21 protein-coding genes are annotated in these 25,442 nt (G+C 64.7%); 9 read left to right on the top strand and 12 right to left on the bottom strand.

Going from position 1 to position 25,442, the window contains the following annotated elements; genetic code table 11:
- Window positions 1-56: 56 nt before the first annotated feature.
- The 3 genes from G6N36_RS03295 to G6N36_RS03285 form a co-directional block, all read right to left on the bottom strand.
- Window positions 57-1,742, bottom strand: a complete 1,686-nt coding sequence (locus G6N36_RS03295) for an FAD-binding protein (RefSeq protein ID WP_163684921.1) — start codon at window positions 1,740-1,742, stop codon at window positions 57-59.
- Entirely contained in the window at window positions 1,736-3,097 is a 1,362-nt protein-coding gene (locus tag G6N36_RS03290) for an aromatic ring-hydroxylating oxygenase subunit alpha (RefSeq protein WP_163684919.1), read from the bottom strand. Before G6N36_RS03290 ends, G6N36_RS03295 begins: the two co-directional genes overlap by 7 nt.
- A 99-nt stretch (window positions 3,098-3,196) precedes the next feature.
- Window positions 3,197-4,261, bottom strand: coding sequence for an amidohydrolase family protein (locus tag G6N36_RS03285; protein ID WP_163684916.1), 1,065 nt, complete (start codon window positions 4,259-4,261; stop codon window positions 3,197-3,199).
- 23 nt (window positions 4,262-4,284) lie between these two features.
- Here G6N36_RS03285 and fadD1 point away from each other — a divergent pair, with 23 nt between their 5' ends.
- Window positions 4,285-5,862 carry a fatty-acid--CoA ligase FadD1 gene (fadD1, locus tag G6N36_RS03280; RefSeq protein ID WP_163684914.1) on the top strand — a complete coding sequence of 526 codons (1,578 nt, stop codon included), beginning with the start codon at window positions 4,285-4,287 and terminating at the stop codon, window positions 5,860-5,862.
- A 334-nt stretch (window positions 5,863-6,196) separates the two neighbouring features.
- On the opposite strand, the gene G6N36_RS03275 is transcribed toward fadD1, so the two are convergent.
- The gene (locus G6N36_RS03275) at window positions 6,197-7,396 is read right to left on the bottom strand and encodes a cytochrome P450 (protein ID WP_163684912.1); all 1,200 of its coding nucleotides are present in this window, start codon (window positions 7,394-7,396) and stop codon (window positions 6,197-6,199) included.
- Window positions 7,397-7,406: 10 nt separating this feature from the next.
- Window positions 7,407-8,240: a mycofactocin-coupled SDR family oxidoreductase gene (locus G6N36_RS03270; RefSeq protein WP_163684910.1), complete on the bottom strand. Its 834-nt coding sequence runs from the start codon at window positions 8,238-8,240 to the stop codon at window positions 7,407-7,409.
- Window positions 8,241-8,317: 77 nt separating this feature from the next.
- Between G6N36_RS03270 and G6N36_RS03265 the strand changes: the two genes are divergently transcribed.
- The 5 genes from G6N36_RS03265 to G6N36_RS03245 all read left to right on the top strand — a co-directional run bounded on the left by G6N36_RS03265 (window position 8,318) and on the right by G6N36_RS03245 (window position 13,197).
- On the top strand, window positions 8,318-8,914 hold the full coding sequence (locus G6N36_RS03265; RefSeq protein ID WP_163684908.1) for a TetR/AcrR family transcriptional regulator: 597 nt from the start codon (window positions 8,318-8,320) through the stop codon (window positions 8,912-8,914).
- Between the two features lie 165 nt (window positions 8,915-9,079).
- Window positions 9,080-9,508: an MmpS family transport accessory protein gene (locus tag G6N36_RS03260; RefSeq protein WP_083127173.1), complete on the top strand. Its 429-nt coding sequence runs from the start codon at window positions 9,080-9,082 to the stop codon at window positions 9,506-9,508.
- Window positions 9,505-12,414, top strand: coding sequence for an MMPL/RND family transporter (locus G6N36_RS03255; protein ID WP_163684906.1), 2,910 nt, complete (start codon window positions 9,505-9,507; stop codon window positions 12,412-12,414). Before G6N36_RS03260 ends, G6N36_RS03255 begins: the two co-directional genes overlap by 4 nt.
- Window positions 12,411-12,734, top strand: coding sequence for a DUF732 domain-containing protein (locus tag G6N36_RS03250; RefSeq protein ID WP_163684904.1), 324 nt, complete (start codon window positions 12,411-12,413; stop codon window positions 12,732-12,734). Before G6N36_RS03255 ends, G6N36_RS03250 begins: the two co-directional genes overlap by 4 nt.
- A 61-nt stretch (window positions 12,735-12,795) precedes the next feature.
- A complete protein-coding gene (locus G6N36_RS03245; RefSeq protein ID WP_234809779.1) occupies window positions 12,796-13,197 on the top strand; it encodes a DUF5078 domain-containing protein in 402 nt (133 codons plus the stop codon).
- A 93-nt stretch (window positions 13,198-13,290) separates the two neighbouring features.
- Here G6N36_RS03245 and G6N36_RS03240 read toward each other — a convergent pair whose 3' ends face one another.
- Window positions 13,291-14,655 carry a DUF7159 family protein gene (locus G6N36_RS03240; RefSeq protein WP_220096925.1) on the bottom strand — a complete coding sequence of 455 codons (1,365 nt, stop codon included), beginning with the start codon at window positions 14,653-14,655 and terminating at the stop codon, window positions 13,291-13,293.
- Between the two features lie 365 nt (window positions 14,656-15,020).
- Between G6N36_RS03240 and G6N36_RS03235 the strand changes: the two genes are divergently transcribed.
- Together G6N36_RS03235 and G6N36_RS03230 are read left to right on the top strand one after the other, a co-directional pair.
- Entirely contained in the window at window positions 15,021-15,656 is a 636-nt protein-coding gene (locus G6N36_RS03235; protein WP_163684898.1) for a cutinase family protein, read from the top strand.
- Between the two features lie 138 nt (window positions 15,657-15,794).
- The gene (locus G6N36_RS03230) at window positions 15,795-18,668 is read left to right on the top strand and encodes an MMPL/RND family transporter (RefSeq protein ID WP_163684896.1); all 2,874 of its coding nucleotides are present in this window, start codon (window positions 15,795-15,797) and stop codon (window positions 18,666-18,668) included.
- Here the strand turns inward: G6N36_RS03230 and G6N36_RS03225 are convergent.
- Complete coding sequence (locus tag G6N36_RS03225; protein ID WP_163684893.1) at window positions 18,665-19,984, bottom strand: acyltransferase family protein; 1,320 nt, start codon at window positions 19,982-19,984, stop codon at window positions 18,665-18,667. The two genes, G6N36_RS03230 and G6N36_RS03225, sit on opposite strands and share 4 nt — an antisense overlap.
- 199 nt (window positions 19,985-20,183) lie before the next feature.
- Here G6N36_RS03225 and G6N36_RS03220 point away from each other — a divergent pair, with 199 nt between their 5' ends.
- Window positions 20,184-20,852, top strand: coding sequence for a VldE C-terminal domain-containing protein (locus G6N36_RS03220; RefSeq protein ID WP_179964706.1), 669 nt, complete (start codon window positions 20,184-20,186; stop codon window positions 20,850-20,852).
- Here G6N36_RS03220 and G6N36_RS03215 read toward each other — a convergent pair whose 3' ends face one another.
- From G6N36_RS03215 to G6N36_RS03195, 5 genes are all read right to left on the bottom strand, one after another.
- Window positions 20,853-21,815 carry a Bug family tripartite tricarboxylate transporter substrate binding protein gene (locus G6N36_RS03215; RefSeq protein WP_163684892.1) on the bottom strand — a complete coding sequence of 321 codons (963 nt, stop codon included), beginning with the start codon at window positions 21,813-21,815 and terminating at the stop codon, window positions 20,853-20,855.
- Window positions 21,816-21,878: 63 nt separating this feature from the next.
- Entirely contained in the window at window positions 21,879-23,024 is a 1,146-nt protein-coding gene (locus G6N36_RS03210; protein WP_163684890.1) for an RNA polymerase sigma factor, read from the bottom strand.
- Entirely contained in the window at window positions 23,021-23,425 is a 405-nt protein-coding gene (locus G6N36_RS03205; protein ID WP_163684888.1) for a YciI family protein, read from the bottom strand. Before G6N36_RS03205 ends, G6N36_RS03210 begins: the two co-directional genes overlap by 4 nt.
- 117 nt (window positions 23,426-23,542) lie before the next feature.
- Window positions 23,543-24,244: a GAF and ANTAR domain-containing protein gene (locus G6N36_RS03200; RefSeq protein ID WP_235689957.1), complete on the bottom strand. Its 702-nt coding sequence runs from the start codon at window positions 24,242-24,244 to the stop codon at window positions 23,543-23,545.
- A gap of 108 nt (window positions 24,245-24,352) precedes the next feature.
- The gene (locus tag G6N36_RS03195) at window positions 24,353-25,171 is read right to left on the bottom strand and encodes a GAF domain-containing protein (RefSeq protein WP_163684886.1); all 819 of its coding nucleotides are present in this window, start codon (window positions 25,169-25,171) and stop codon (window positions 24,353-24,355) included.
- Window positions 25,172-25,442: the final 271 nt, after the last annotated feature.

The raw sequence follows: 25,442 nt of genomic DNA, 5'->3' as shown, positions 1-25,442 counted from the left end.
GTAAACCTGCCCTTTTCCCGTCGAAAATGGGCAGGTTTGCGTCTGCTCGGCGGTAACTACTGACCGGCGGCGTGGCGGGCGGCGACATACCCGAAGATCATCGTGTTGGCGATGCTGCCGCCTGCGCCCAGATAGTTCCGGCCCATCACCGTCGCGGTGATATTGCCTGTCGCGTAGAGACCTTCGATCACCTGGTCCTGCTCGTCCAACACCTGGGCGTGCTCGTTGGTGATCACTCCCCCGCACGTCCCGACGTCGGCGGGGAACACCCTGGTCGCGTAGTACGGCGCTGTGTCGAGCGGTCCGACCGCGGCGTTCGGCTTGTAACCCGGATCGCCGAGGCAGATGTTGTAGGCCGACTGCCCACGTCCGAAGTCGGGGTCAAGGCCCTTGGCGGCGAATTCGTTGAACCGCTTGACCGTCTGCTCCAACGCGTCGGCAGGCACATCCATTTGCCGTGCCAGATCGGCGATCGTTGAGGCGCGCTTGACCGCGCCCTGTTCGATCAGGGACTCCGACAGGCTGCGCTTCTTCAGCGGATTCGCCCCCGACACGTAGCGCCGGACGTAGCCCTCGTCGAACACCTGCCAGCAGGGCACCGCCTTGTTCGCGTACATCGCCTTGCCGACTTCGACGTAGGAGTTCGACTCGTTGCAGAACCGCTTGCCGGTGCCGTCGACGTAGATGGCGCCGGGCCGCTGCCGTCCAGATCCCAGCGACGCCGCCCCGGGATCCTGAATGAAGACCATAGGTAGCCACCATGCTTCGTCGAGCAGGTCCGTCTTCGCACCCAGCGCCATTGCCGTCTGCAGTACCTCCCCGGTGTCGCCGGCGTTGGCGATCGACCACTTGCCCTCGTTGGGCTGGTCGCCGCTGTATCGGCGGCGCATGTCGGCGTTGCGGCTGAACCCGCCGGCGGCGAGCAGCACCCCCTTGCGCGCCTGGATGTTCATCGTCGTGCCGTCGCGCGTCACGCGCGCGCCGACCACCCGCCCGTCTTCGACGATGAGGTCGTCCATGGCGGTGTCGGTCCAAATCGGTGGCTGGCCGCTTACTCCCACTGACGGCTTACCGTCGAAGTTCATCAGCGCCTTCAGGATCTGCCCGATCAGCGACGCACCGTTGGTCAGGATTTCACGGTTTCGGAGGCGGGCCGCCCTGGTGCGCAGGAACACTCGCATCGCGATCCCAAACGCCCGGGACGAACGGTTGAAGTACTGCACCGCGCGCAACTCGTTGGTCTTGATCACGAACCCGTAGTTCTTGGCCATCGACGGCTGGATCTTGTCACTCCAATCCCCGAGCTGCGCTGCGTCATACGGGATGCCCTCAACCGAGCGCCCGGCGGCGTTGCCACCCTTGTGGTTCGGGTAGTAATCGCTCCAACCGGGGCACCGCACCAGCCGGACACCGTTGTCGACAAGCAGGTTGATCATCGCGCTACCGGCGGTCAGGAATGTCTCACGGCGCGCGACCGACGACGCCTCCCCGATATCGCCGACCACGTCATCGAAATAGGCCATGCCGTCCTCGTGGGAGTCGGCAATTCCGCATGCACGCATCAGCGGGTTGTCGGGCAGCCACACCATGCCGCCCGACATTCCGGTCGATCCGCCGACGAGACTCTGCTTTTCGACCACCAGCGGTTCGATCCCCGCATCGAGCGCGGCCAGGGCAGCGACCATTCCGCCACCGCCACTCCCCGCTATCAGTAAGTCGACGGACGCGTCCCAATTCACCATGCGCGAACCTTCTCCGACAGCCCGAGCTCGGCGACGGGCACGTCGATCGTCGTATTGGTGCGCTGTATGGCGGGCACCAGCTGGTCGTACGGCAGGCCGGCGATGAAGCCATCGATGACTCGCTCGAAGTTCGAGATCAGGCCCTCGATCTGGTCGGACAGCCGCATGTACTCGAATCCCTTGGCGTGCAGCCCCTTCTGCTGCCGAGGCAGGTTCGAGAAGTCCTGGGCCGGAATCATCGGCCAGCTCGGATCGTCGGGAGCCAGCGGTTGCGGCGCGGCGGGCTTACCGGGCGCTCGATCGTTCGGGTAGCGGGTGAGCGACCAGACCTCGAACAGCGTCTCCTCCGGCCCTAGGGGACGAATGCGATACGACGACGCGCTGCTGTACTGGGGAAGGATGAAGTAGTGCGGGAAGCAGAACCCGATCGGGTCGATGACGCGTCGCCGCTCCAGATCGTTGAGGTCGGGAAAATCGCAGTCGCGCGCCCTGTGCCAACTGGTGACCGCATCATTGACCGCGCCGCGCCAGGTCGCCATCGCTTCGGCGGGATCGTCCGGGAGCGACATGTGTTGCAGGCCTTCGGCAATGCGGATGTCGTTCTCGTGCGTCATACCGCCCATGCCGGACCCCAGCGTTCGCATGAAATACAGGCTCGCCTGCACCACCGGATGTACCGACGACGAATCCGGGCTGTACGCCGACGGCAACAGCTGCGGGTGCGTTTGGGGGACGTGGTAGCCCTCCATGAAGGCCGCCGTGGCCAGCTTCCAATTCACGGGTAGCAGGCAGGATTTCCACCACTCGGTGCGTAGCGCCTCCACCTTGAATTCGTCGTGGCGGGACCCGAACGGCTCGATGCAGTCACGCAGCGGGGGCGCATCGTCGTCGAGATTGATCCACGCGCATCCGCCCCACAGCTCGCATCGCACCGGCGTCAGTGCGAGATCATCGGCGTCGAGGTTGGCGTCGTCGAACATTTCGGAGCGCAACACGAAGGTGTTATTGCCGTCGAGTCCCCAGCACCACCCGTGGAACGGACAGACGAAGCTGCGACGGGTCCCGCTACCCTCGATGAGCTTCATGCCGCGGTGTCGACACGCGTTGTAGTAGGCACGCACGGTGCTGTCGTCGACGCGAACGACGATGATCGACTGGTCGAGGATCTCGTACTCGACGAAATCGCCCGGCTTGGGGACCTCTTCGAGGCGGCACGCCATCTGCCAGACCCTCGGCCAGAACAACTCCGTCTCCAGCGCATAGAAGTCCGGGTCGAAATACCGCTGTTTGGGGATGCGGTCCACGCTGCGCACCGCCCACGGCACCGGCAGCGGTGTCCACTCCACATCGGTCATGCACTCACCCCATCACGCCCCCGCGGACAGTTTTCCTATCTTAGCAAAAATAGCAAGACGGGCCGGAGCGCACGGCAACGGAGTTGAGACCGCCGCGCCTCAGTTCAGGGAGTAGAACCGCTGGGCATTCAGCCCGCCGATCTTCGCGCGGGAGTCCTCGCCGATATCCGGCCGACTTCTCAAATGCTCTGTGCTGTGCGGCCATTCACCATCCCAGTGGGGATAGTCGCTGGCGAACATGATGAAGTCGTCGCCGAGTACATCGATGACGCCGGGCAGGATCGGCTCCTCGGGCTCGCACGTCGTCCAGATATTCCCCGCGCGCAGGTACTCTCCCGGGTCGCGCTGCCAGCCGCCGTCGATCCAATGGCCGCGCTTCTCGAAGTGTTCGTGCAGCCGGTCGATGAAGAACGGCACCCATCCCACCCCGGCTTCGAGAAACGCGACCCGCAGGTCGGGATGCCTGTCGAAGACGCCACCGGAGATGAGCGCGGTCATCGCCGTCATCTGGTCGAACGGGAAGCTCACACAGTGCACCTGGATGTAGTTGGTGAACCGGTCGACGCCCACTTTCGGCAAATGCATGCCCGGGGCGCCGTGGATGCCCAGGGGCATGTCGAGTTCGACGGCGGCGGCATAGAACGGATCGAGGTCGGGATGGTCGAGGTTGCGTGTCTTCAGCGCCGGCGGGACGTGGCTCGCGACGAGTCCGAGGTCCTTGGCCTCACGCATCACGTCGACCGCCACAGCGCCGTGTTCGATCGGGGTCACCGCGATTCCGCGCAACCGCCCGCCCGACGAGCGGCAGTAGTCGGCGATCCACTGGTTGTACAGCCGCGCGAAACCCGCGGCGAACTCGGGGTCTTCCAGCGTCGGCACGCACAGTCCCAGGCTCGGGTACAGCACCATCGTGTCGATCTGGTCTCGGTCGGCGTCTCCGAGCACGCCTTCAGGAGATGAGTAGTCGATGCCCGGCGCCGTCGACAGACCGTGTTCCCGGGGACAGCCGGCGCCCGGACCGTCGGACTCCGGGTAGTTGCGGCCCTCGATGACGAGGGCTCGTCCGTCTTCTCTGGGCACGATGAGTTCGGGCCAGCGCCGCATCGCCTCGACCGCAAGCGATGCTCCCTCGGCGACGTGACCGTCGGCGTCAATGATCCTCATTGGTGGATGCTAGAACTACCACCATGCCAAGCGAGACCATCCAGCAATTACTTCGCGAACGCGCGACGTCGGACTCCGTTGCGGTGAAGTACGGCGACGCCACGTGGACCTGGCGTGAACATCTGAGCGACGCGTCGGCCCGCGCCGCCGCGCTGCTCGCCATCGCCGACTACGACCGCCCACTGCACGTCGGCGTCCTGATGGGCAACAGCCCGGAATTCCTGAACCAGATGGCTGCCGCGGGCATCGGCGGCTATGTGCTGTGCGGCATCAACTCGACAAGGCGAGGCGATGCGCTGGCGGCCGACATCCGGCGCGCCGACTGTCAGATCGTGGTGACCGATGCCGAACATCGGCCCTTACTCGACGGTCTCGACCTCGACGGAGTGCAGGTCCTCGACACCTCGACCGACGACTGGGCGCGGATGCTCGAGTCCGCCGGTGACCTCACGCCCTTCCGCGAGGTCGAACCGATGGACACCTACATGTTGATCTTCACGTCGGGGACGAGCGGCAACCCGAAACCCGTACGAGTGTCGCATTTCATGGTGTTGATGTCGGGCCAGGCCCTCGTCGAGAAGTTCGAGGTCTACGAGGACGACACCTGCTACCTGTCGATGCCGCTGTTCCATTCCAATGCGTTGGTGGCGGGCTGGGGCGTGGCGCTGGCCAGGGGCGCGGCGATGGCGCCCGCGAAGTTCTCGGCGTCGAGCTTCGTCGAGGACATCCGCCGCTACGGCGCCACCTACATGAACTACGTCGGCAAGCCGCTGGCCTACATCCTGGCCACGCCCGAACAACCCGGCGACGCGGACACGACGTTGCGCATCGCGTTCGGCAACGAAGCCAGCGACCGGGATATCGAAGCGTTTCAGCGGCGCTTCGGCTGCACGGTGTGGGACGGGTTCGGCTCCACCGAGAACGCCGTGATCATCACGCGCGAGGAGGGCACGCCGAAAGGCTCACTCGGTAAAGGGTTTCCGGGGGTGGCGATCTACAACTCCGAGACCGTCACCGAATGTCCGACGGCACAGTTCGACGCCGACGGTGCAATCATCAACGCCGACGAGGCGATCGGTGAACTCGTGAACACCGACGGGCAGGGCTTTTTCACCGGTTACTACAACGCCGACGATGCGACCGCCGAGCGCATGCGCCACGGCATGTACTGGTCGGGCGACCTGGCCTACCAGGACGCCGACGGCTGGATCTATCTCGCCGGCCGCAGCGGCGACTGGTTACGCGTCGATGGTGAGAACATGGCCGCCGCTCCGATCGAGCGCATTCTCATCCGATTGCCCGATATCAACCTGGTCGCCGTCTATGCGGTGCCGGATGAAAGCGTCGGCGACCAGATCATGGCGGCGATCGTGCTCAACGACGGCGCGACGCTGACCCCCGAGGATTTCGCGGCTTTCCTTGCCGCGCAGTCCGACCTGTCGCCCAAGGGTTGGCCGCGATATGTGCGCATCGCAGGCGAGCTGCCGACGACCGCGACGCACAAGGTCCTCAAGCGGGAACTCGCGGCGCAGGGCCCGACCGCAGGTGACGGCGAACTCTGGGTGCGGGACCCGCGCGGCACCCGCTACGAGCGCGCCTAGACAGCGACTTGTGCACGTTTAGGCGCGGTGAGCGCTCCTAAACGTGCACAAATCGCAAGTTTTAGTACTGGCCGAGCGGACGGCAAAGGTTGGTGATCGGGTTCCAGTACTGACCGGGCGCACAGTTGAGCGGCACCGAGTTCTTGCAGGTGTTCGAACCTGGATCCCAGTACTGCCCCGGCGGGCAGTTGAGGGGCTGCGCCCCACCGGAGGCTGCCGTAACGACCGAGAGAATGGGCGCGCAGACAGCCGCGACGATTGCCGGACGAATTAGCTTTGACATGCTCATCAGCTTTGCCCGATTTCGGCGCTTTCAAACCGAAAGCAGTTCCGCTCAGCCCACGACGATCCGCAGCTTTTCCCAGCCGCGAACGGTCGATGTCGGTGCGAGCTGCGCGGTTTCGTAGTCGATGTCCCACTCCGGCCACCGGTTGAGCAGCTCGTCGAGCGCGACACGTCCCTCGAGCCGGGCCAGGTTGGCGCCCAGGCAGTAGTGCAGACCCTTACCGAATGTCAGATGCGAACCGCTGCGGTGGATGTCGAAGGTATCGGGATTCTCGTAGCGCTCCGGATCGCGATTGGCGGCGCCGAAGAGCAGCAGCATCGCACTGCCGGCGGGCACCGTTTGTCCGTAGGCCTCGAAATCCTTTGCCATGTAACGGGCTACGTGCGGTCCCGTCGGCTCGAAGCGCAGTGTCTCGTCGATCGCGGGGATCAGCAGCGAGCGGTCAGCCGCGATCTCGCGGCGCTGATCCGGATGTTCGGCCAGCACCTTGGCCAGCCAGCCGATGAGCCTGCCGGTCGTCTCGTTGCCCGCGCCCGCGACCACCTGGGTGTAGTGCAACACCTCCTTGCGATGCAGCTTGCGCGTCACCCCGTCCTCGTCGGTGAACTCGACGTTGAGCAGCGCCGTCATCAGATCGTCGGAAGGGTTCTTCGAACGCCACTCGACGTAGTCGGCGTACATCCTGCCGTCGGCGATGGCGTCGGCCTTGGCGACCTTCATCGGCGCACCCGGCTTGGTCCGTAGGTTGGCGTCGTTGCGGTCCCGGAAGCCGACCTGGTCGGATTCGGGGATGCCCAGCAGCATCCCGATCACCCGCATCGGCATCATCGCGGCGAGTTCGGCCACGATGTCGAAGCTCTCGGAACCGACAAGGGGGTCAAGGCAATTGATGCAGTAGTTGCGAATCTGATCTTCGATCTCGGCCATTCGCCGCGGCGTGAAGACCCGCGACATCAAGCCGCGCAGCATGGTGTGGATCGGCGGGTCTTCGAACATCATCACGCCCTTGGGCATGTCGAAATCCGACTTCACCAGTTCGAGGATGTCGCTGCGCTGATTGGAGAACGTTTCCCAGTTGTTCAGGGATTTCTCGACGTCGACGTAACGCGACAGCGCCCAGAAGTCGTAGCGCTCGTTGTAATAGAGCGGCGCCTCCTCGCGCAGCCGCGAATACGTCGGATACGGGCTCGCCACGATGCCGACGTCGTAGGGGTCGTAGTACACCTTGGTGTCATCAGCGGTTCTCACGTCAATTCCCTTATTTCAGAAGGCTGCCGGCGTCGACGGGCAGGGTGACGCCGGTGATGTAGCGAGCTTCGTCGGAGGCCAGGAACAGCACCGCATTGCTGATGTCGACGGGCTCGACCCACGGGATCGGCAGGAAGTGGAACGACTGGCAGATCGGCGCCAGGTCGTCGGGGCCCGGGTTTTCCAGGTCGGGCCGAAACAGTTTGTAGGTGGGCTCGTTCATCAGGAGCGGCGTGCACACATGGGTCGGGTGCACGGTGTTGACGCGAATGTTCTTGGCGCCCAGTTCGACTGCGAAAGTCCGCATCAGGCCGACGACCCCGTGTTTGGCGGCGATGTAGTGGCCGACCTGAGGGTAGGCCTTCGTGCCGCCGACCGAACTGGTGATGATGATCGAGCCGCTGCCGCGGGCGAGGAGGTGCGGCACCGCGGCCTTGACCGTCTTCCACACTCCCCCGAGGTTGATGTCGATGGTCTCGTCCCAGATGTCCTCGCGCATCTTGTGCAACTTGACGCCGGTGGTGCCGATGCCGGCGTTGGCGACGACGATGTCGAGCCCGCCGAGTTGTTCGACGCCGCTGTCGAGGGCGGCCTTCAGCGCGTCGTAGTCGCGGACGTCCACCTCGGCGGTCACGATGCGACGGTCCAGATTCTTCACCATGTCCGCGGTCTCGGCGAGGTCCTCGGGCGTGGCGGCCGGCGCTGTCGAATCGTCGAAGCCCCGGCAGATGTCGATCGCGATGATGTCGGCGCCCTCCTGGGCCAGCCGTACCGCGTGGCTGCGGCCCTGGCCGCGCGCCGCACCGGTGATGAACGCGACCTTGCCTATGAGTCGACCAGCCATCCAGACGCTCCTCGATCGTTGGGCGAACCCTCTGTGGATAACTTGTTGGGCGATCGCCCAACATCTAGACTGCGGCCATGTCTAGCAGCACCACAGGTGAGCGGTCAAGGGGTGGACGCACGTCGGCGACTCGCGATGCCCTTATCAAGGCGACTGCCCAAGTCATGATCGAGGAGGGCTACGCTGCGGCGACGTCGCGGCGGGTGGCGGCCAAGGCCGGCGTCAAGCCCGCACTGGTGCACTACTACTTCCCGAGCATGGACGATCTGTTTCTCGCCGTACTGCGTGACGGCGCCGAGACCAATCTCGAGCGCCAGCGCCAGGCCCTCGCCGATGACGAGCCCCTGCACGCACTGTGGCGCCTGAACAGCACCCACGGGGCACGGCTGTTCATGGAGTTCATGGGGCTGGCCAATCACCGCAAGGAGATCAGAAGCGAGATCGCGGCCTATGCCCAGCGATTCGGCGACGTGGAGGAAAGCGCGGTCACGCTGGCGATGCGCGCCCACGGCGTCGACATGGGGGCCTTTCCGCCGGTGGTGATGTCTATGATCGTCACCAGCCTGGCGCGGATCGTGTTGCTGGAACGCGGGCTCGGCATCACCCGAGGTCACGACCAAGCCGAAGCCTTCATCGAGCGGTATCTGGAGCGGTTCGAACTGCCATCAATGTGACGGGAGTCACACCGTCCAGACGGTGGTGGGCAGCAGCACAAAAACTTGAGATAACCTGTGCCGGGTGAGAACTTATACGGGCTAAGTTACGCACATCTGATTCACAGCGACGGATACGAAACTAGAGGGCGCATATATGGGTGGCACGGGTCGGGGGCGATCGGCATGATCGGCCTCGCCAAGAAAATCTGGATCCCGATTGTCATCGTGATCGTCGTGGCCGTCGCAGGGTTCACCGTCCACCGCATCCGCACCTTCTTCGGCGCTGACGGCATCATCGTCACCCCGAAGGTCTTCGCCGACGATCCTGAGCCCTTCGACCCCAAGGTCGTGAAGTACGAGATCTTCGGTACCGGCTCATACGCGGACATCAACTACTTGGATCTGGACGCCAAACCTCAGCGCATCGACGGCGCCGGGCTGCCGTGGTCACTGACGCTGCAGACCACCGCCCCGTCGGCAGCCCCGAACATCGTCGCCCAGGGCGACGGGTCCTCGATCACGTGCCGTATCACCGTCGATGACGAGATCAAAGACGAAAGAACGTCGAACGGCTTGAACGCACAAACCTTCTGCTTTGTTAAGTCCGCATGAGCGCGCCCACGAACGAAACCCCGACCGACGCGTTCCGACGTTCCAATCACGCTGCGAGGCCGTTCATCCCGCGGATGATCCGCGCCCTCGCCATCCCGATCATCCTGGGCTGGATCGCCGTCATCGCCGTGCTGAATGTGGTCGTGCCGCAGCTGGAAACGGTCGGCCAGATGCGAGCGATCTCGATGAGCCCGGATTCCGCGCCGTCGATGATCGCGATGAAGCGCGTCGGGGCGGTGTTCGAGGAGTTCAACTCCGACAGCTCGGCGATGATCGTGCTGGAGGGCGACAAACCCCTCGGTGAGGACACGCGCGCCTTCTACGGCGAGATGATCAAGAGGCTCGAAGCCGACAAGAAGCATGTGCAGAGCGTTCAGGACTTCTGGAGCGATCCGCTGACCGCCGCCGGCGCACAGAGCAACGACGGCATGGCCGCCTACGTCCAGGTCTACCTCGCGGGTAACCAGGGCGAGGCGCTGGCCAACGAGTCGGTCGAGGCCGTGCAGGACATCGTCGACGGCATGCAGCCACCACCGGGCGTCAAGGCGTTCGTCACCGGCCCGGCCGCGCTGGCCGCCGACCAGCACATCGCCGGCGACCGCAGCATGCGCATGATCGAGGCCGTCACGTTCACGGTCATCATCGTGATGCTGTTGCTGGTCTACCGATCGATCGTCACCGTGCTCTTGACGCTGGTCATGGTGGTGCTGCAGCTGTCGGCCGCTCGCGGTGTGGTGGCCTTCCTCGGCTACCACGAGATCATCGGGCTCTCGACCTTCGCGACCAACCTGCTGGTGACGCTGGCGATAGCCGCCGGTACCGACTACGCGATCTTCCTGATAGGCCGATATCAGGAGGCCCGCGCGGCCGGCGAGGACAAAGAGCAGGCCTTTTACACGATGTACCACGGCACAGCCCACGTGGTGCTGGGCTCCGGCATGACCATCGCCGGTGCCACCTTCTGTCTGAGCTTCACCAGGCTGCCGTACTTCCAGTCGCTGGGTGTGCCATTGGCGATCGGTATGACGGTTGGGGTCCTGGCCGCACTGACACTCAGCGCCGCGATCATCACCGTGGCGGGCCGGTTCGGCACGACGCTCGATCCCAAGCGCGCGCTGAGGGTGCGCGGATGGCGCAAGATCGGCGCTGCCGTCGTGCGGTGGCCCGGCCCGATCCTCGTGGCGACGATCGCCCTGTCGCTGATCGGGCTGTTGACCCTGCCCGGGTACCGCACCAACTACAACGACCGCAATTACCTGCCTGCGGACCTGCCCGCGAACGAGGGCTACGCGGCGGCCGACCGGCACTTCTCGCAGGCCCGGATGAACCCCGAGCTGCTGATGATCGAGAGCGACCACGATCTGCGCAATTCCGCCGACTTCCTCGTGATCGACAAGATCGCCAAGGCGGTGTTCCGGGTACCTGGCATTTCGCGGGTTCAGGCGATCACCCGGCCCGACGGTAAGCCGATCGAACACACGTCGATCCCGTTCCAGATCAGCATGCAGGGCACCACCCAGCAGATGAACCAGAAGTACCTTCAGGACCGCATGGCGGACATGCTCGTCCAGGCCGATGAAATGAATAAGACGATCGCGACGATGGAGAGGATGTCCGCCCTCACCAAGGAGATGGCGGCAACGACACACTCCATGGTGACGAAGATGAAGAGCATGACAGTCGATGTGGCGGAACTGCGGGACAACATCGCGAACTTTGACGACTTCTTCCGGCCGCTTCGCAACTACTTCTACTGGGAGCCGAAGTGCTTCAACATCCCGATATGTTGGGCGCTGCGGTCGATCTTCGACACCCTTGACGGCATCGACACGATGACCAAAGACATCCAAGAGCTGATCCCCGATATGGAGCGCCTGGATCAGTTGATGCCGCAGATGGTCACGTTGATGCCGCCGATGATCGACACGATGAAGACCATGCGCAGCATGATGCTGACGATGTATGCCACCCAGAAGGGCATGCAGGATCAGATGGCGGCGATGCAGGACAACTCGTCGGCGATGGGCGAGGCGTTCGACGCTTCGATGAACGACGACTCGTTCTATCTTCCGCCGGAGGTCTTCGACAACGCCGAATTCAAGAAGGGCATGGAGAACTTCATCTCCCCCGACGGCAAGTCGGTGCGGTTCATCGTCGCCCACGACGGCGACCCGATGACGCCGGAGGGCATCGAGCGGATCGATGCGATCAAACAGGCGGCCAAGGAAGCGATCAAGGGCACTCCGTTGGAGGGGTCGACGGTCTACCTGGCCGGCACTGCGGCGGTGTTCAAGGACATGTCCGACGGCAGCCTTTTCGACTTGATGATCGCGGCCATCGCGTCGCTCGGCCTCATCTTCGTGATCATGTTGATCATCACCCGAAGCGTGGTCGCCGCCGCCGTCATCGTCGGCACGGTGGTGATCTCGCTGGGCGCCTCGTTCGGGCTCTCGGTGCTGATCTGGCAGCACTTGATCGGCATCGAGCTGCACTGGATGGTGCTGGCGATGTCGGTGATCATCCTGTTGGCGGTCGGCGCCGACTACAACCTGCTGCTGGTATCCAGGCTCAAGGAAGAGCTTCATGCCGGCATCAACACCGGCATCATCCGGGCGATGGGCGGCAGTGGATCGGTCGTCACGTCGGCTGGCCTGGTGTTTGCTTTCACCATGATGTCAATGGCGGTCAGCGAACTCACAGTCATCGGACAAGTCGGAACCACCATCGGACTGGGCCTGTTGTTCGATACCCTGGTGATCCGGTCGTTCATGACACCGTCCATCGCGGCATTGATGGGCAAGTGGTTCTGGTGGCCACAACGAGTGCGAGCACGACCGGTACCGTCGCCGTGGCCCAAACCGCCACAGCAGATGGCACAGGTAGGCCCGGAGGGAGGACAGCAGTGAAGCGTTTGTTAGCCGGAATCGGTGCCGTCGCAGCAGCATTGGTGCTCGCGTCGCCCGCGCACGCCGACGTGGACACCGATTTCACCAACGAGCTGCACATCTACGGCATCTACGGGCAGAAGGACTACAACGCCTGGATCGCCAAGATCACGTGCAAGCGGTTGAACAAAGGCGTAGACACCACCGCGGCCGAGTCGGCCAAGTTCGTCCACGATCAATTGGTGAAGGACACCACCACCGAGCAAGCGTGGCAGTTCCTCGGAGCTGGTTTGCGCCTGTACTGCCCCGACAAGCTGCCTCTGCTCCAAGCCGGGCAATAGCGAGGAGAACGAAGTGTTACGCAAAGCGAGCATTGCGGCTACCGCGCTGAGCTGCGCCGCCATGATCTTTCCGGGAGTTGCCTCGGCGGACGCGACCGACGAGTATCCGATCCCGAGCCGGATCATGAAAACGACCTGCACCGTCGATCAATACATGGCGGCCACCCGTGACACCGACCCGGTGTACTACGAGCGTTACATGATCGACTACAGGAACCGGCCCGCGGATGTTCAGACGGGGGCCCGTAACCGGATCTACTGGTTCTTCTCCCTCGATTACGCTGGTCGCAGGCAGTATTCGGAGAACACGGCCACGAACGTGTACTACGAGCAGATGGCTACGCGCTGGGGCAACTGGGCGAAGTTGTTCTTCAACAACAAGGGCGTCGTCGCACACGCCACCGACGTCTGCATGAACTACCCGCCGAACGATCCCTCCGTCTGGACCTGGACTACCACCTAAGGCAGCGCGGCCTGCGCGGGCAGTGCGCTAAGGGGTTGATCGCAACCGCGCGATCAACCCCTTAGGACACAGACCGCGCGTTGCGAAAGCCGATCAAGGCAGCGCGGCGAAAAACGGGCTGGCCGGTGCCTGCGTGGGTGGCGGCGACGGCGTCGCCGTCTGGGTGACCGGCGCCTCTGCTGCGAGTACCGGAGCTGCCAGTACCGGGGCTACCCCAGGTAGATGCAGGCTGTCCTGGTCCGGCAGATGCTGGGTCTGCTCCGGCAGGTGTGGGACCTCAGCGGGCACCGGCAGGTGCGCGACCTCGGCCGGCTCCCCCGCGACCGGCGCCTCGGGAATGTCGGTAACGGGCGCTTCCGGCGCTTCCGTCATCGGCGCCTCCGATGCGTCCGGAACGGCCAGCGGCTCGGCGGTGACGGGCGCTTCGGGTGCCGGCACCTCCGCGACAGGCCATGGCGCACCGGCAGGGAGCGGCGCGGACTGTGCCATCCGCTTCATGACGCTTTTGGCCGGCTGCGGCTCGACGGGCACCGTGACAGCTTGGACAGTCTCCAACGTCGTCGACGAATTGGCCCCCGGCTGGTTCTCCGGCGACGTGGCACCTGGCTGGTTGATGAGCACAGGCACCGGTACGAACAGCACGCCTGCGACGAGTACGACGGCAGCGCGGGCAGGAGAACTGAACCAGGACAGCTTCTGGCCGAGTCTTGGGGCATCGATGTGCTTATGCACCAACGGTATTGCGGCCGTCGTGTCAGTTGACCGCACCGCGAGCGCGGCCCCACGCGCGAGCACCAACTGTGCTTCGTTGGTCGTCACGACCGACATGGGCAATGCGTCACTGAGCCGTCCCGACATCAGCTCGAGGTCCCCGCGAGAGCCGACGAGGAACAGATGCTCGGGGTCCAGATGATTGGTTTCGAAAGCCTCCTGCAGCCACCGACTCAGGCCGTCCTCGTTTTCCCGTGTGTGGGTCGCGAAGGTACGAACGGCGCCATATCCGAAGGACAACAGAGTCGCGGCCGACGGCTCGACGACGCAGACTGCCGCCTTCTCGAACCCCAGAGCTCCGGCGTAAGCGCACGCCCACGTCCTTGCGGCTTCAGAGAGGCGGACCGACGCGATGTTTTCGAACCCCAGGTCGGGCAGCGCCGTCAGCAGCTGGCTCGCCGTCGCGGCGGCGTCGGGGGTCCAGGTCAGCCCCATGGATGTCAGCTCGTGGCCGCTCGCGGCTGCGATAGCCAACACGCCGCGGACCGCGGTGACGTGGCTCGAGATGTCTACGGACTCTCCTGAACCGGTGGCGACATCGAACACGTCGTGATCGAGGGTGTTCGCGTCTACGCCGAGCCCGTCGAGCAGAACCCATCCGACGCTGCTCGACGTCACGGAAAGCCCCAGTACCGTTTCCACCGCTTCCCCACCACCTTCGTCGGCGAACACATCTGGCCGGTCCAACCTGGCCACCACCCGTCGCTGCGCCCCCGCGCGAAGCTAACCGGGTAGTATTTGCTTGTACCTGTGCGACGCAGTCGACACGAGCTGCGACAACTCACACGCTAAGGCATATGGCGTCGTCTCGCGCGGTGTATTGCCAGGTCGGGGGCCCGATCAGCACCTCAGCGCCAAAATCAGGCGCCCCGTGGGCCCCGCGTTAGCTATTTCAAACCATGCAACGCGGCAGTCCCGGCTGTCACGCAAGATCACTAACGGAACAAATCGAAGTTTGCTGCACAGTGATCTTGTTAACGCATGCGTCAGTTTTTCGGGTGATTCGCAAGGACCGATTGTGACATCTCGGCGTCCCGGAACGACGTAAGAGTATGACGACGATTCTGCGCATTCTCGGGCTCCTGGGCCTCACCGCCACCGCCCTGCCACTCACTCTGGCGACCGCGCCAACCGCGGCCGCGGCTCCTTGTCCCGACGTCGAAATCGTGTTCGCTCGTGGTACCACCGAACCGCCCGGCGTCGGCGGTATCGGGCAGGCGTTCGTCGACTCGCTGCGTTCACGCCTCGGCGAGCGCTCTGTGGGTGTGTATGCGGTCAACTACCCCGCGAGCCGGGACTTCGGCCGCAGCACGCCCGCGGGCCGCGACGACGTGAGCGCTCACGTGCAGTCGATGGCCACGACGTGCCCGAATACCCGGATGGTGCTCGGCGGCTACTCCCAGGGGGCCGCAGTAGTCGACCTGGCCACCGCCGCGATGCCACCTGCCGTCGCCGACAACGTCGCCGCGGCCGCGATCTTCGGCGGTCCGAGGAGCAGCTTCGCCGATTCGCTGTCACCCGGTCCGCTACCCCGCGTCGCGCCGCTCTACGCCGGGAAGACCGTGGAGATGTGCGTGCCGAACGACCCGATTTGTTTCGAAGGCGGACGGGATTGGGGTGCGCACGGCGCCTACGTCCGGTCGGGAATGGTCGATCAGGCGGCTTCGTTCGCTGTGGGGCTGCTGTGAGTGGCCGCTGGCGGGCCCGATCTGGTAGGAACTAAGGCAAGCTTAACAATCCAGGGAGGAGCTCCGCGAGGTGCCCAACTGTGTTCAGGCTGGGCTCATTAGCAGCGGAAGCGCCCCTTCGCGCGCGACGACACTCCGATGAGCGCTCCGACCCAAGATCCGCTGGCCCCGCACGCGCAGAAGCGCCGCAAAGGCCTTGCCAAGTGGATCCGCATGTTCTCCGTGCCGATCATCATCGGGTGGGTCCTCATAGTCGCCCTGCTCAACGTCACCGTGCCGCAATTGGAAGTGGTCGGCCAGATGCGGTCGGTGTCGATGAGCCCGGCCGAAGCGCCGTCGGTGATCGCGATGAAGAAGGTCGGCGAGGTCTTCGAGGAGTACAAATCCGATAGCGCGGTGATGATCCTCCTCGAAGGGGACAAGCCGCTGGGCGCGGATGCGCACAAGTACTACGACGAACTGGTCGACAAACTCGAGGCCGACACCAAACACGTCGAGCACGTTCAGGACTTCTGGGGCGATCCGCTGACGGCGGCCGGCGCGCAGAGCGCCGACGGCAAGGCCGCATACGTGCAGGTGTACCTCGCCGGCAACATGGGCGAGGCGCTGTCCAACGAGTCGGTGGAGCAGGTCATCGAGCTCGTCGACGGGCTGGAACCGCCGCCGGGCGTGAAGGTCTACGTGACTGGCGGCTCGGCGCTGGTCGCCGATCAACAGATCGCGAGCGACCGAAGCGTCCGGGTGATCGAACTGGTCACCTTCGCGGTGATCATCACGATGCTCTTGCTTGTTTATCGATCGATACGAACCGTTCTGCTCGTACTCGTGATGGTGGTCCTCACGCTGTCTGCGACGCGAGGGGTGGTGGCGTTCCTCGGCTATCACGAACTGATCGGGTTATCGACGTTCGCCACGAACCTGCTTGTCACACTCGCGATAGCCGCGGCGACGGACTACGCGATCTTCCTCATAGGCCGTTATCAGGAGGCGCGCACTCTCGGTGAGGACCGAGAGTCGGCCTTCTACACGATGTTCCACGGCACCGCGCACGTCGTGCTCGGCTCGGGTATGACCATCGCGGGGGCGACCTTCTGCCTGTCCTTCACACGGTTGCCGTACTTCCAGACGCTGGGCGTTCCGCTGGCCGTGGGCATGGCCACCGGCGTGCTCGTCGCCCTGACGTTGGGGCCGGCGATCATCACCGTGGCGAGCAGGTTCGGCCTGCTGGAACCCAAGCGCGCCATGCGCATTCGGGGCTGGCGCAAGATCGGTGCCGCCATCGTCCGGTGGCCGGGTCCGGTTCTGCTCGCGACGATCGCGCTGTCCCTCGTCGGACTCTTGACGTTGCCCGGGTACCAACCCAACTACAACGACCGCAAATACCTCCCGCCCGACCTGCCCGCGAACCTGGGCTTCGCGGCGGCCGAACGCCATTTCTCGCCGGCGACCATGAATCCCGAGCTGCTGCTCATCGAAACCGACCACGACCTGCGCAACTCCGCGGACTTCCTGGTGATCGACAAAATCGCCAAGGCCATCTTCCGGGTGCCCGGAATCGGCCGCGTTCAGGCGATCACCCGCCCCGACGGTAAACCCGTGAAGTTCAGCACGATTCCGGCGCAGATGAGTCTGGGTGGCGTCGGCCAGGACCTGAACCGCAAGTACCTGCAGGACCGCATGGACGACATGCTGAAGCAGGCCGACGAAATGCAGGTCACCATCGACACGATGACCCGCATGTCGAACCTGATGGGCGAGATGAGTGCGACGACGCACAGCATGGTGGAGAAGACGCGCACCATGACCGTCGACATCGCCGAATTGCGGGACTACATCGCGAATTTCGACGACTTCTTCCGTCCCATCCGCAACTACTTCTACTGGGAACCGCACTGCTACAACATCAACCTCTGTTGGTCGATGCGGTCGGTGTTCGACACGATCGACGGCGTTGACACCACGACCGAGGCCGTCCAGGACCTGCTCCCCGATCTCGAGCGGCTCGATTCGCTGATGCCGCAACTACTGGCGTTGATGCCGCAGCAGATCGAGACGATGAAGACGATGAAGAACATGATGCTGACGATGCACGCCACGCAGGGAGGCATGCAGGATCAACAGGCTGCGCTGTCGGAGAACCAGTCGGCCATGGGCGACGCGTTCAACGACTCGTGGAACGACGACACGTTCTATCTGCCGCCGGAGATCTTCGACAACGAAGAGTTCAAGCGCGGCATGGACAGCTTCATCTCACCGAACGGTAAAGCGGTTCGGATGATCATCCAGCACGAGGAAGATCCGCTCAGTGCTGACGGCATCGAGCGCATCGAGGCCATCAAGCACGCGGCCAAGGAAGCGATCAAGGGCACGCCCCTCGAGGGTTCCACGATCTACCTCGGCGGAACCGCGGCGTCGTTCAAAGACATGCAGGACGGCAACAATTACGACCTGATGATCGCGGCGATCCTCGCACTTGCACTGATCTTCACCATCATGCTGATCATCACTCGCGCCGTCGTCGCGGCGGCGGTCATCGTCGGCACCGTGGTGCTGTCGCTGGGCGCATCGTTCGGCCTGTCGGTGCTGATCTGGCAGCACGTGCTCGGCATCGAACTGCAGTTCATGGTCATGGCGATGGCGGTGATCATCCTGTTGGCGGTGGGCGCCGACTACAACCTGCTGCTCGTCGCGCGTCTGAAGGAGGAACTGCACGCGGGCGTGAACACGGCGATCATCCGCGCGATGGGTGGGAGCGGGTCGGTCGTCACCTCAGCCGGTTTGGTGTTCGCCTTCACGATGATCTCGATGACGGTGAGCGAGCTGACAGTGGTGGCGCAAGTCGGATCGACGATCGGAATGGGCCTGCTGTTCGACACTCTGGTGATCCGCGCGTTCATGACCCCGTCGATCGCGGCCCTGATGGGCAAATGGTTCTGGTGGCCGCAGGTGGTGCGTGCCAGGCCGCGCCCGGTGCCGTGGCCCAAGCCCCCGGAGCAGCTCGCCGAACGTTAAACGGTTGTGGTCGTTGCGGATTGGGAAGACTTCGCTCCGGCGCAGATCCGCGCGGCAGCGCCCGCGGTGACGAAGCACGCAAGGGTGACGAGCCCGTAGAGGTCGCCCAGACCGTTCTTGGCGAGCAATACCAGCGACACTCCGGCGAGGACGATCAGCACACCGGCGGCGGTCGACCGGGCGCCGGTGGCGGCGACGGGCGCGTCCCACCACGGCAGTCGGCGATGTTCGAGCGGCGAGAGCAGCATGAACATGGCGAGCATCACGACCGCGAACACCACGGCACGCAGCGCAAGCATGGCCCAAAAGTACGGGGCGTCAACATCATAGGCGTCCAGACCGAAGGCGTGCAGCGTGAAGGTGGCCACCGCGATCGCGGGGATGTGCCAGAGATACAGCGTCATCGCTCCCGCGTTGCCTGTCGCGACGATGTACCAGACGCGCGGACGCTGAGCCCAGCGCCGAATCGGGCCCGCGAGGGCGATGAACGCGAACGACATCCAGGTGCAGTGCAGCGCGAGCAACAGCGTCGGCGGCGACACGTTCGAGATCCGTTCGGTCCCAGTGACAACCAGGGAGACCTCGTAGGGGCCGACGGCCGCGATCACGAGTTGCGCGGAGAATGCGGATGCGGCGACGACGAGCGCTGTGCGCGCGCGGATCAGGTGTCGTGCGTAGGCCACCCCGATCACCATCGGGATCAGCCAGACGATGACGAAGTTCGCGACGCCCGCCATCGGTGCGCCGACCGCGAATCGAATCGCGTCGAATCCCGCGGAGACGGCTATCAGTACGCCGACGATCGCGGCGACCGCGCGACCGGTCGACATCCGGGTCAGGGCGGGGACGAAGGCCAGCACCACGAGGTAGACACCGAGGAACCACAGCAGGGCCACGCATTCGCGGCCGATGCTCGCCGCGGAATCGGCGCCGAGCACGTAGTAGGTCACCACAATCCCGATCGACCATGCGGCGAGATACCAGAAAACGGGGCGGCACAGCCGCTGCGCGCGTTTGACCAGCCAGGTGCCCCACGACGAGCCCGAATGCCAGCCGTAGGCGCCCGCCGCACCGCCTGCCAGGAAGAACAGCGGCATGACCTGCACGATCCAGGTGACGGGCGCGATCGCGGGCAGTTCGCCGAGCAGGTTGCCGATCCGCAGCCCGCTGTCGATGGTGGCGAGCAGCAGTGCGCAGTGGCCGAACATGACGACCACGAGGGCGGCGAGCCGGGCGACGTCGACAGCGCGGTCACGGTCGGCCGGCGTCTCGGCAGCGACCCTGCCGGCACGGGACCCGGGCTTGGTGAGCGTCATGCGTACAGGATGCCGTGCCGTGGACAACCGCGGATGAGTAGTACTACGCGCTCGGCGCCAACACACCGCGATCGAGAACTTTTTGGGATTGTCGGTGGCGTAGAACTTGCTGGCCGTCGGGTCGTCGGGGCCTAAGAGAACATTACGAGAGCACGAAGACGGCACTACCGTGTCAGAGACGACAGTAAAGTGCTCTCCCGTGGCGAGAAACCTGTTAGCTAACGGCCGTGGCCGCTGGTTGGCGATCGTGGTTTCGTTGGTCGTCTCCGGCGCCATGCTGTACGCCCAGAATGCCGATGCGCCGCACAGCGAGAAGCCGGTGGCGGTGGCGCCGATGTCACCCGAATCCACTCCGCCCGCTGCGCCGAGGGTCCCGGTGCCCGCGGAGGCCGAACTGCTGGCCGCGAGCGCGCCCGCCGCTGCACGAGAGCTTCCGTTCGAGCTGCCCAAGGGCGTCGCGCCCGAGAACGGTTTGCAGGTCAGGACCATTTGGGCCGCCCGCGCGATCAGCGTGATGTTCCCCGAGATCACCACCATCGGCGGGCATCGGCAGGACCCGTTGCGATGGCATCCCGAAGGTCTGGCGATCGACGTCATGATCCCGAACCACAGCAGCGAAGAGGGCATCGAACTCGGCAACCAGATCGCCGGGCTGGCGTTGGCGAACGCGAAGCGCTGGGGAATCCTGCACGTGATCTGGCGGCAGGGCTTCTACCCCGGCATCGGCGCACCGAGTTGGACCGCGGACTACGGCAACGAGACCGCCAACCACTTCGACCACGTGCATATCGCGACCGCGGGCGGCGGATATGCCACCGGCGACGAGACGTACTACATCAGCTCGATGAGCCCGACGCCGAAGAACTGATCACAGCGCCAGCGCTTGTTTGACGTCGGCCTGGGTCTCCGCCAAGAAGGTCTGGAGCTCGTCGCCGATCATGAAGGTCGTGGTGAAGTGTCTGTCCTTGGCGATCTGCTGCCAGGTCGGCGATTCCACCATTTTGCCCAGCGCGTTCTGCCAGAACTCGACGGCGACCTGCGGCATCTCCGGCGGTCCGTAAAGGCCGCGCCAATTGGAGAGGGTGACGTCGAACCCTTGCTCCCTGGCGGTCGGCACATCCAGTTCGGGCAAGCGCTCCTCGGATAACACCCCCAGCGCCTGCAGGGTTCCTGCCTTCAGCAGGTCGACGAACTCGCTGACACCGCCGATCGCGACGCTGATGTCGCCCTTCTCCAGTGCGCTGATCTGGTCACCACCGCCCTCGAACGGTACGTAGTTGATGGTCGAGGCGTCACCGCCGGCCGACGCGACCAGCAGGTCGAAAGGTGCCTGATCGTCATTGGCGGCGCCGACCACGACGCGCTCAGCGTCGGACTTGATGGCCGACAGAACGTCACCAAGGTTGTTGTACGGGGAGTCGGGACGGGTGACGACCACGTAGTACTCGGTGATCAGCCGCGCGATCATCATGACGTCGTCGTAGCCGTACGTCGACTTGCCGAGCAGTTCGTTCATCATCATCGACAGCGACGTGACCGAAACCTCGTTGTCTTTACCCTGATATCGCTCTACCATCTCGGCGAGGAAATCTGCGCCACTGTTTCCCGGCCGATTCTCTACGGGTAACGGCACATCGACGAGCTGTTCGCGCTGCAGCGCCTCGACCACCGCGCGGATCGTGATGTCGAATCCACTGCCCGGGTTGGCTCCCGCCGTCATCGTGATGGGTCCGCTCGGATAAGCCGGTTCCTCGGAGGTCTGCTCGGACTGCTGACAACCGGTCAGGGCGAGTGACGCGGCGAGCAGCACGCTGAGTGCGAATCGGAACACGAGGCAGTGGACTCCTTATTTCTAGCGACATCTGCTTATACCAACGTGAACGGTCGGTCGGGCTCAGGCTCGCAGCAGTTGCCTCACGCGTGCGGCCTGCCGGGTGAGATGGTCGCGCTCCGGGACGCTGGCCGCGGTGCGGGCCGCCTCGGCATACAAGTCGGCGGCCTGCTCGAGGTCGCCGGCGCGTTCGCGCAGGTGCGCCGTCACCGCGGCGTACCGCGGCATGTCCGGACTCACGCCGGCCAGCGCCGTTAGCCCGGCCTGTGCTCCGTCCGCCTCGCCAACCGCGACCGCGCGGTTGAGCCGTACCACCGGGCTGTCGGTGAGCTGCAGCAGTTCGTCGTACCACTCGACGATCTGCACCCAATCCGTCTCGGCAGCGCTCCTGGCGTCCGCGTGCAGGGCGGCGATCGCGGCCTGTGCCTGGTACTCGCCGAGGCGGTCGCGGGCCAGCGCAGCCTGCAGAATCGTCACCCCATCGGCGATAAGGGTTGTGTCCCAACATGATCGGTCCTGTTCGGCAAGCGGAACCAGCCGGCCTCCCGGGCCGGTGCGCGATGCTCGACGCGCATGGTGCAGCAGCATGAGCGCGAGCAGGCCGGCGACCTCGGGCTCGTCGGTCAGCGCGGCGAGCTGACGCGCGAGGCGGATCGCCTCGGCGGCGAGGTCGACGTCTCCGCTGTAGCCCTCGTTGAAGACGAGGTAGAGCACCCGCAGCACCGTCGGAAGGTCGCCCGGCTGGTCCAGCGCGAGCCCTGCGATCTTGCGCTTGGCCCGGCTGATCCGCTGCGCCATGGTCGCTTCGGGGATGAGGTACGCCGTCGCGATCTGCCGCGTGGTCAGGCCACCGACCGCGCGCAGCGTCAACGCGACGGCTGCGGACTCCGGCAGGGTGGGGTGTGCGCACAGAAAGTACAGTCGCAGCGTGTCGTCGGTGGCGGGCACCTCGCCGGCGGGCGGCTCGGCCTCGACGGCGATTTCCCTTCCCCGCCTCGATGTTTCGGCACGGGTGACGTCGACGAACTTGCGCCATGCCACCGCGACAAGCCATGCCTTCGGATCGCGAGGAGGATCGTCGGGCCAGGTTTCCAGCGCCCGAATCAGAGCCTCCTGCACAGCGTCCTCGGCCGACGCGAAGTCGGCTCCGCGTCGGACGAGGACACCGATCACCGCGGGCACGAGCTCGCGAAGCAGCGACTCGTTCACTCGGTGAACTTGGATGTCTCGGTGAGGAACGGCCGCACCTCCAGCCACTCGTGGATCGGCTTGCCGTCAGCGCCCGGTGCGGCGGACAACTCCCCCGCCAGTTCGACCGCGCGCTCCCACGACTCGACGTCGATGATCATCCAGCCAGCGATGAGATCCTTGGTCTCGGCGAAGGGACCGTCGGTCACCGGCGGGCGCCCTTCGCCGTCATGGCGCACCCACGCGCCGTCGGGGGTCAGCGCCTGGCTGTCGACGAACTCCCCGGTCCCCTGCAGCCGCGCGGCGAAGTCGCGCATGTACTGCACGTGCGCATCGACCTCCGCTGGCGTCCACCGGTCCATCGGCACATCGTTGACCGAGGCCGGGGCTCCGCGGTAGTGCTTCAGCAGCAGGTACTTCATGGTCGTTCTCCTTCTTGGTCAGGCGACCGTTGGTGGCCGCTCATCCCTAGGACGGAGCGGGCACCTCATTCTCGACAGGACCCCACGGAGCGACCGTGAGGCCCGGGGGCCGAGGCGTCAGGTGGAGTCGACGATCCGCTGCGCGAGTACCCGGATTGGAGTGTTCGAGTCCTGCGACAGCTTCGTCATCATCGCGAAGGCGCGCACCGCGTCGACCTTGAACCGTTCCATCAGAACGCCTTTGGCTTGACCAATGACGTCGCGGCTGGCCAGCGCGGACTCGAATTGTCGTTGGCGGTCGGCGGCCACCAGCGCGGTGGCGGCGTGGGTAGCCAGCATCCCGCCGAGCGCCTGGTCCTCCAGGTCGAACTCACATTGGCTGCGGCTGAACAGATTCAGAGCGCCTCGGCCTCCGATACCACGCGGTGTCGCCTTGGGATAGGTGTAGAGCCGAAACGCCATCATGCTCGCAACACCCCGGCTCGCCGCCGCCTCCGAAAAGCGGGGCCACCGCACTTCGTTGGCGAGGTCCGGAGCCACGATTGTGGCGTCCTCTACCAGTGCGCCCAGGCACGGTCCTTCTTGCAGGTCGAGCTGCAGCGAGTCCAAGTCAACCGCCAGTGGGTCGGTCGGAGCCACCGTTCGGTGTTCGTGCTCGTCGACGAGAAGGACGTCGGCGAAGTCCACCGCGGGAATGAGTTGGACCGCCAGCGACGTAACCGCCTCCAGGACCGCGGTGATCTCGGTGGGCGTCGACAGGTTGGCGGCCAGTTCGGCCATCGCCTTCCGGACGATTTCGGTGTCGTCGTCGCAGCGCACGATTTCTGCCCCCGTGGAAGGTGGACTTTCGGTCCCCACAGTAGTCGTTTTGGGTGTGGATCAGGTGTCGATGCGTGGAGGACCTCCTCCCCGTCTGACCGGTCGACCTCATGAGTCGAGCTCTTCATCGCCGTTGAGGCCGGAAAATGACAGTCGCCGAGCGACCACATCGGCGGCCAATGTGAGCAAGGACCTGTTCTGCGCATACGCGTACGCCCGCAGCCGGTCGAGCGCATCGCCGGTGGTAATCCCCAGCTGCACCGCCACCATGCCCGCCGCGACGTGTACCTGGAATCTGGTGAACGCATCCGCAGTCGTGTCGGACCCCGCCTGCTCCGCGATCGCATCCAGCGCGGCATCCTCAGAAGTGCTGCGCTGCAAGTGTTCACGCCAATTCTTCGCCAGCGTAGTTCGCAGCGCGGCCGCGCATAGCTGGGCGGACTGATGTTCGGGCTCGCCCAATGGACCGCTCGTGTGACGGTACAGCTCCAGCACGCCCATCGGTCGCGGCTCTCCAGGTACCGGATAGGCGAACACCGCCAGCACTCCGAGCGTCGCAAGCTCGGCCGTGAACGCCGGCCACCGTTGCTGAAATTCGTCGTCGTCGATATGGGCACACATCTGCGGTTCGACTCGCTGATACGCGTCGAGGCACGGGCCCTCCCCGAGAACGAACTGCAGTTCGTCGAGCTGCTGGGCCACCGCATCGGTGGCGTGGACCAATTCGCGGATGCCGCGGACGGTTGTCAGCACGGCGAGCGCGGCGCCGTCCACGCCGGTCAAGCGCGTGGCGGTGTCACAGATCGCCGCGATACCGAGGAACAGCGGATCGCGGCCGCGGGCCAATCGCTTGGTGACGGCGTCCGCGTCGTCTCGACCGGGTGCGCGTCCTCGATCGGACGCTTCACCCTTCGACGAATCGCTCACGCCCGTTCCTTGCCCAACCCACAGTTCGCTCAACGTAGTCATATGTGCTTCCGCCCTTGGATTACCACCGAGCGGGATCGAAAACCTGCCACAAATCGGAATCCAGGATCTGGTCGGTGAGCGGGCGATCTTCCGGCGAGAACAGCGGTGGGTTTGTCGGCGAACGCCCACCAGGACCCGATTTGTCTTGGCCTGCCTGCGTTCATGATCAGACCTGTACGGTCGCCTAATGCGCGATCTCTGCGGCCTGCGCAAAGGCGATGCGGTGCCT

It is taken from the genome of Mycolicibacterium gadium (assembly GCF_010728925.1).
GTDB lineage: Bacteria > Actinomycetota > Actinomycetes > Mycobacteriales > Mycobacteriaceae > Mycobacterium > Mycobacterium gadium.
The sequence above is the reverse complement of the archived record's forward strand: the minus strand, read 5'-3'. Positions and strand labels throughout refer to the sequence as shown.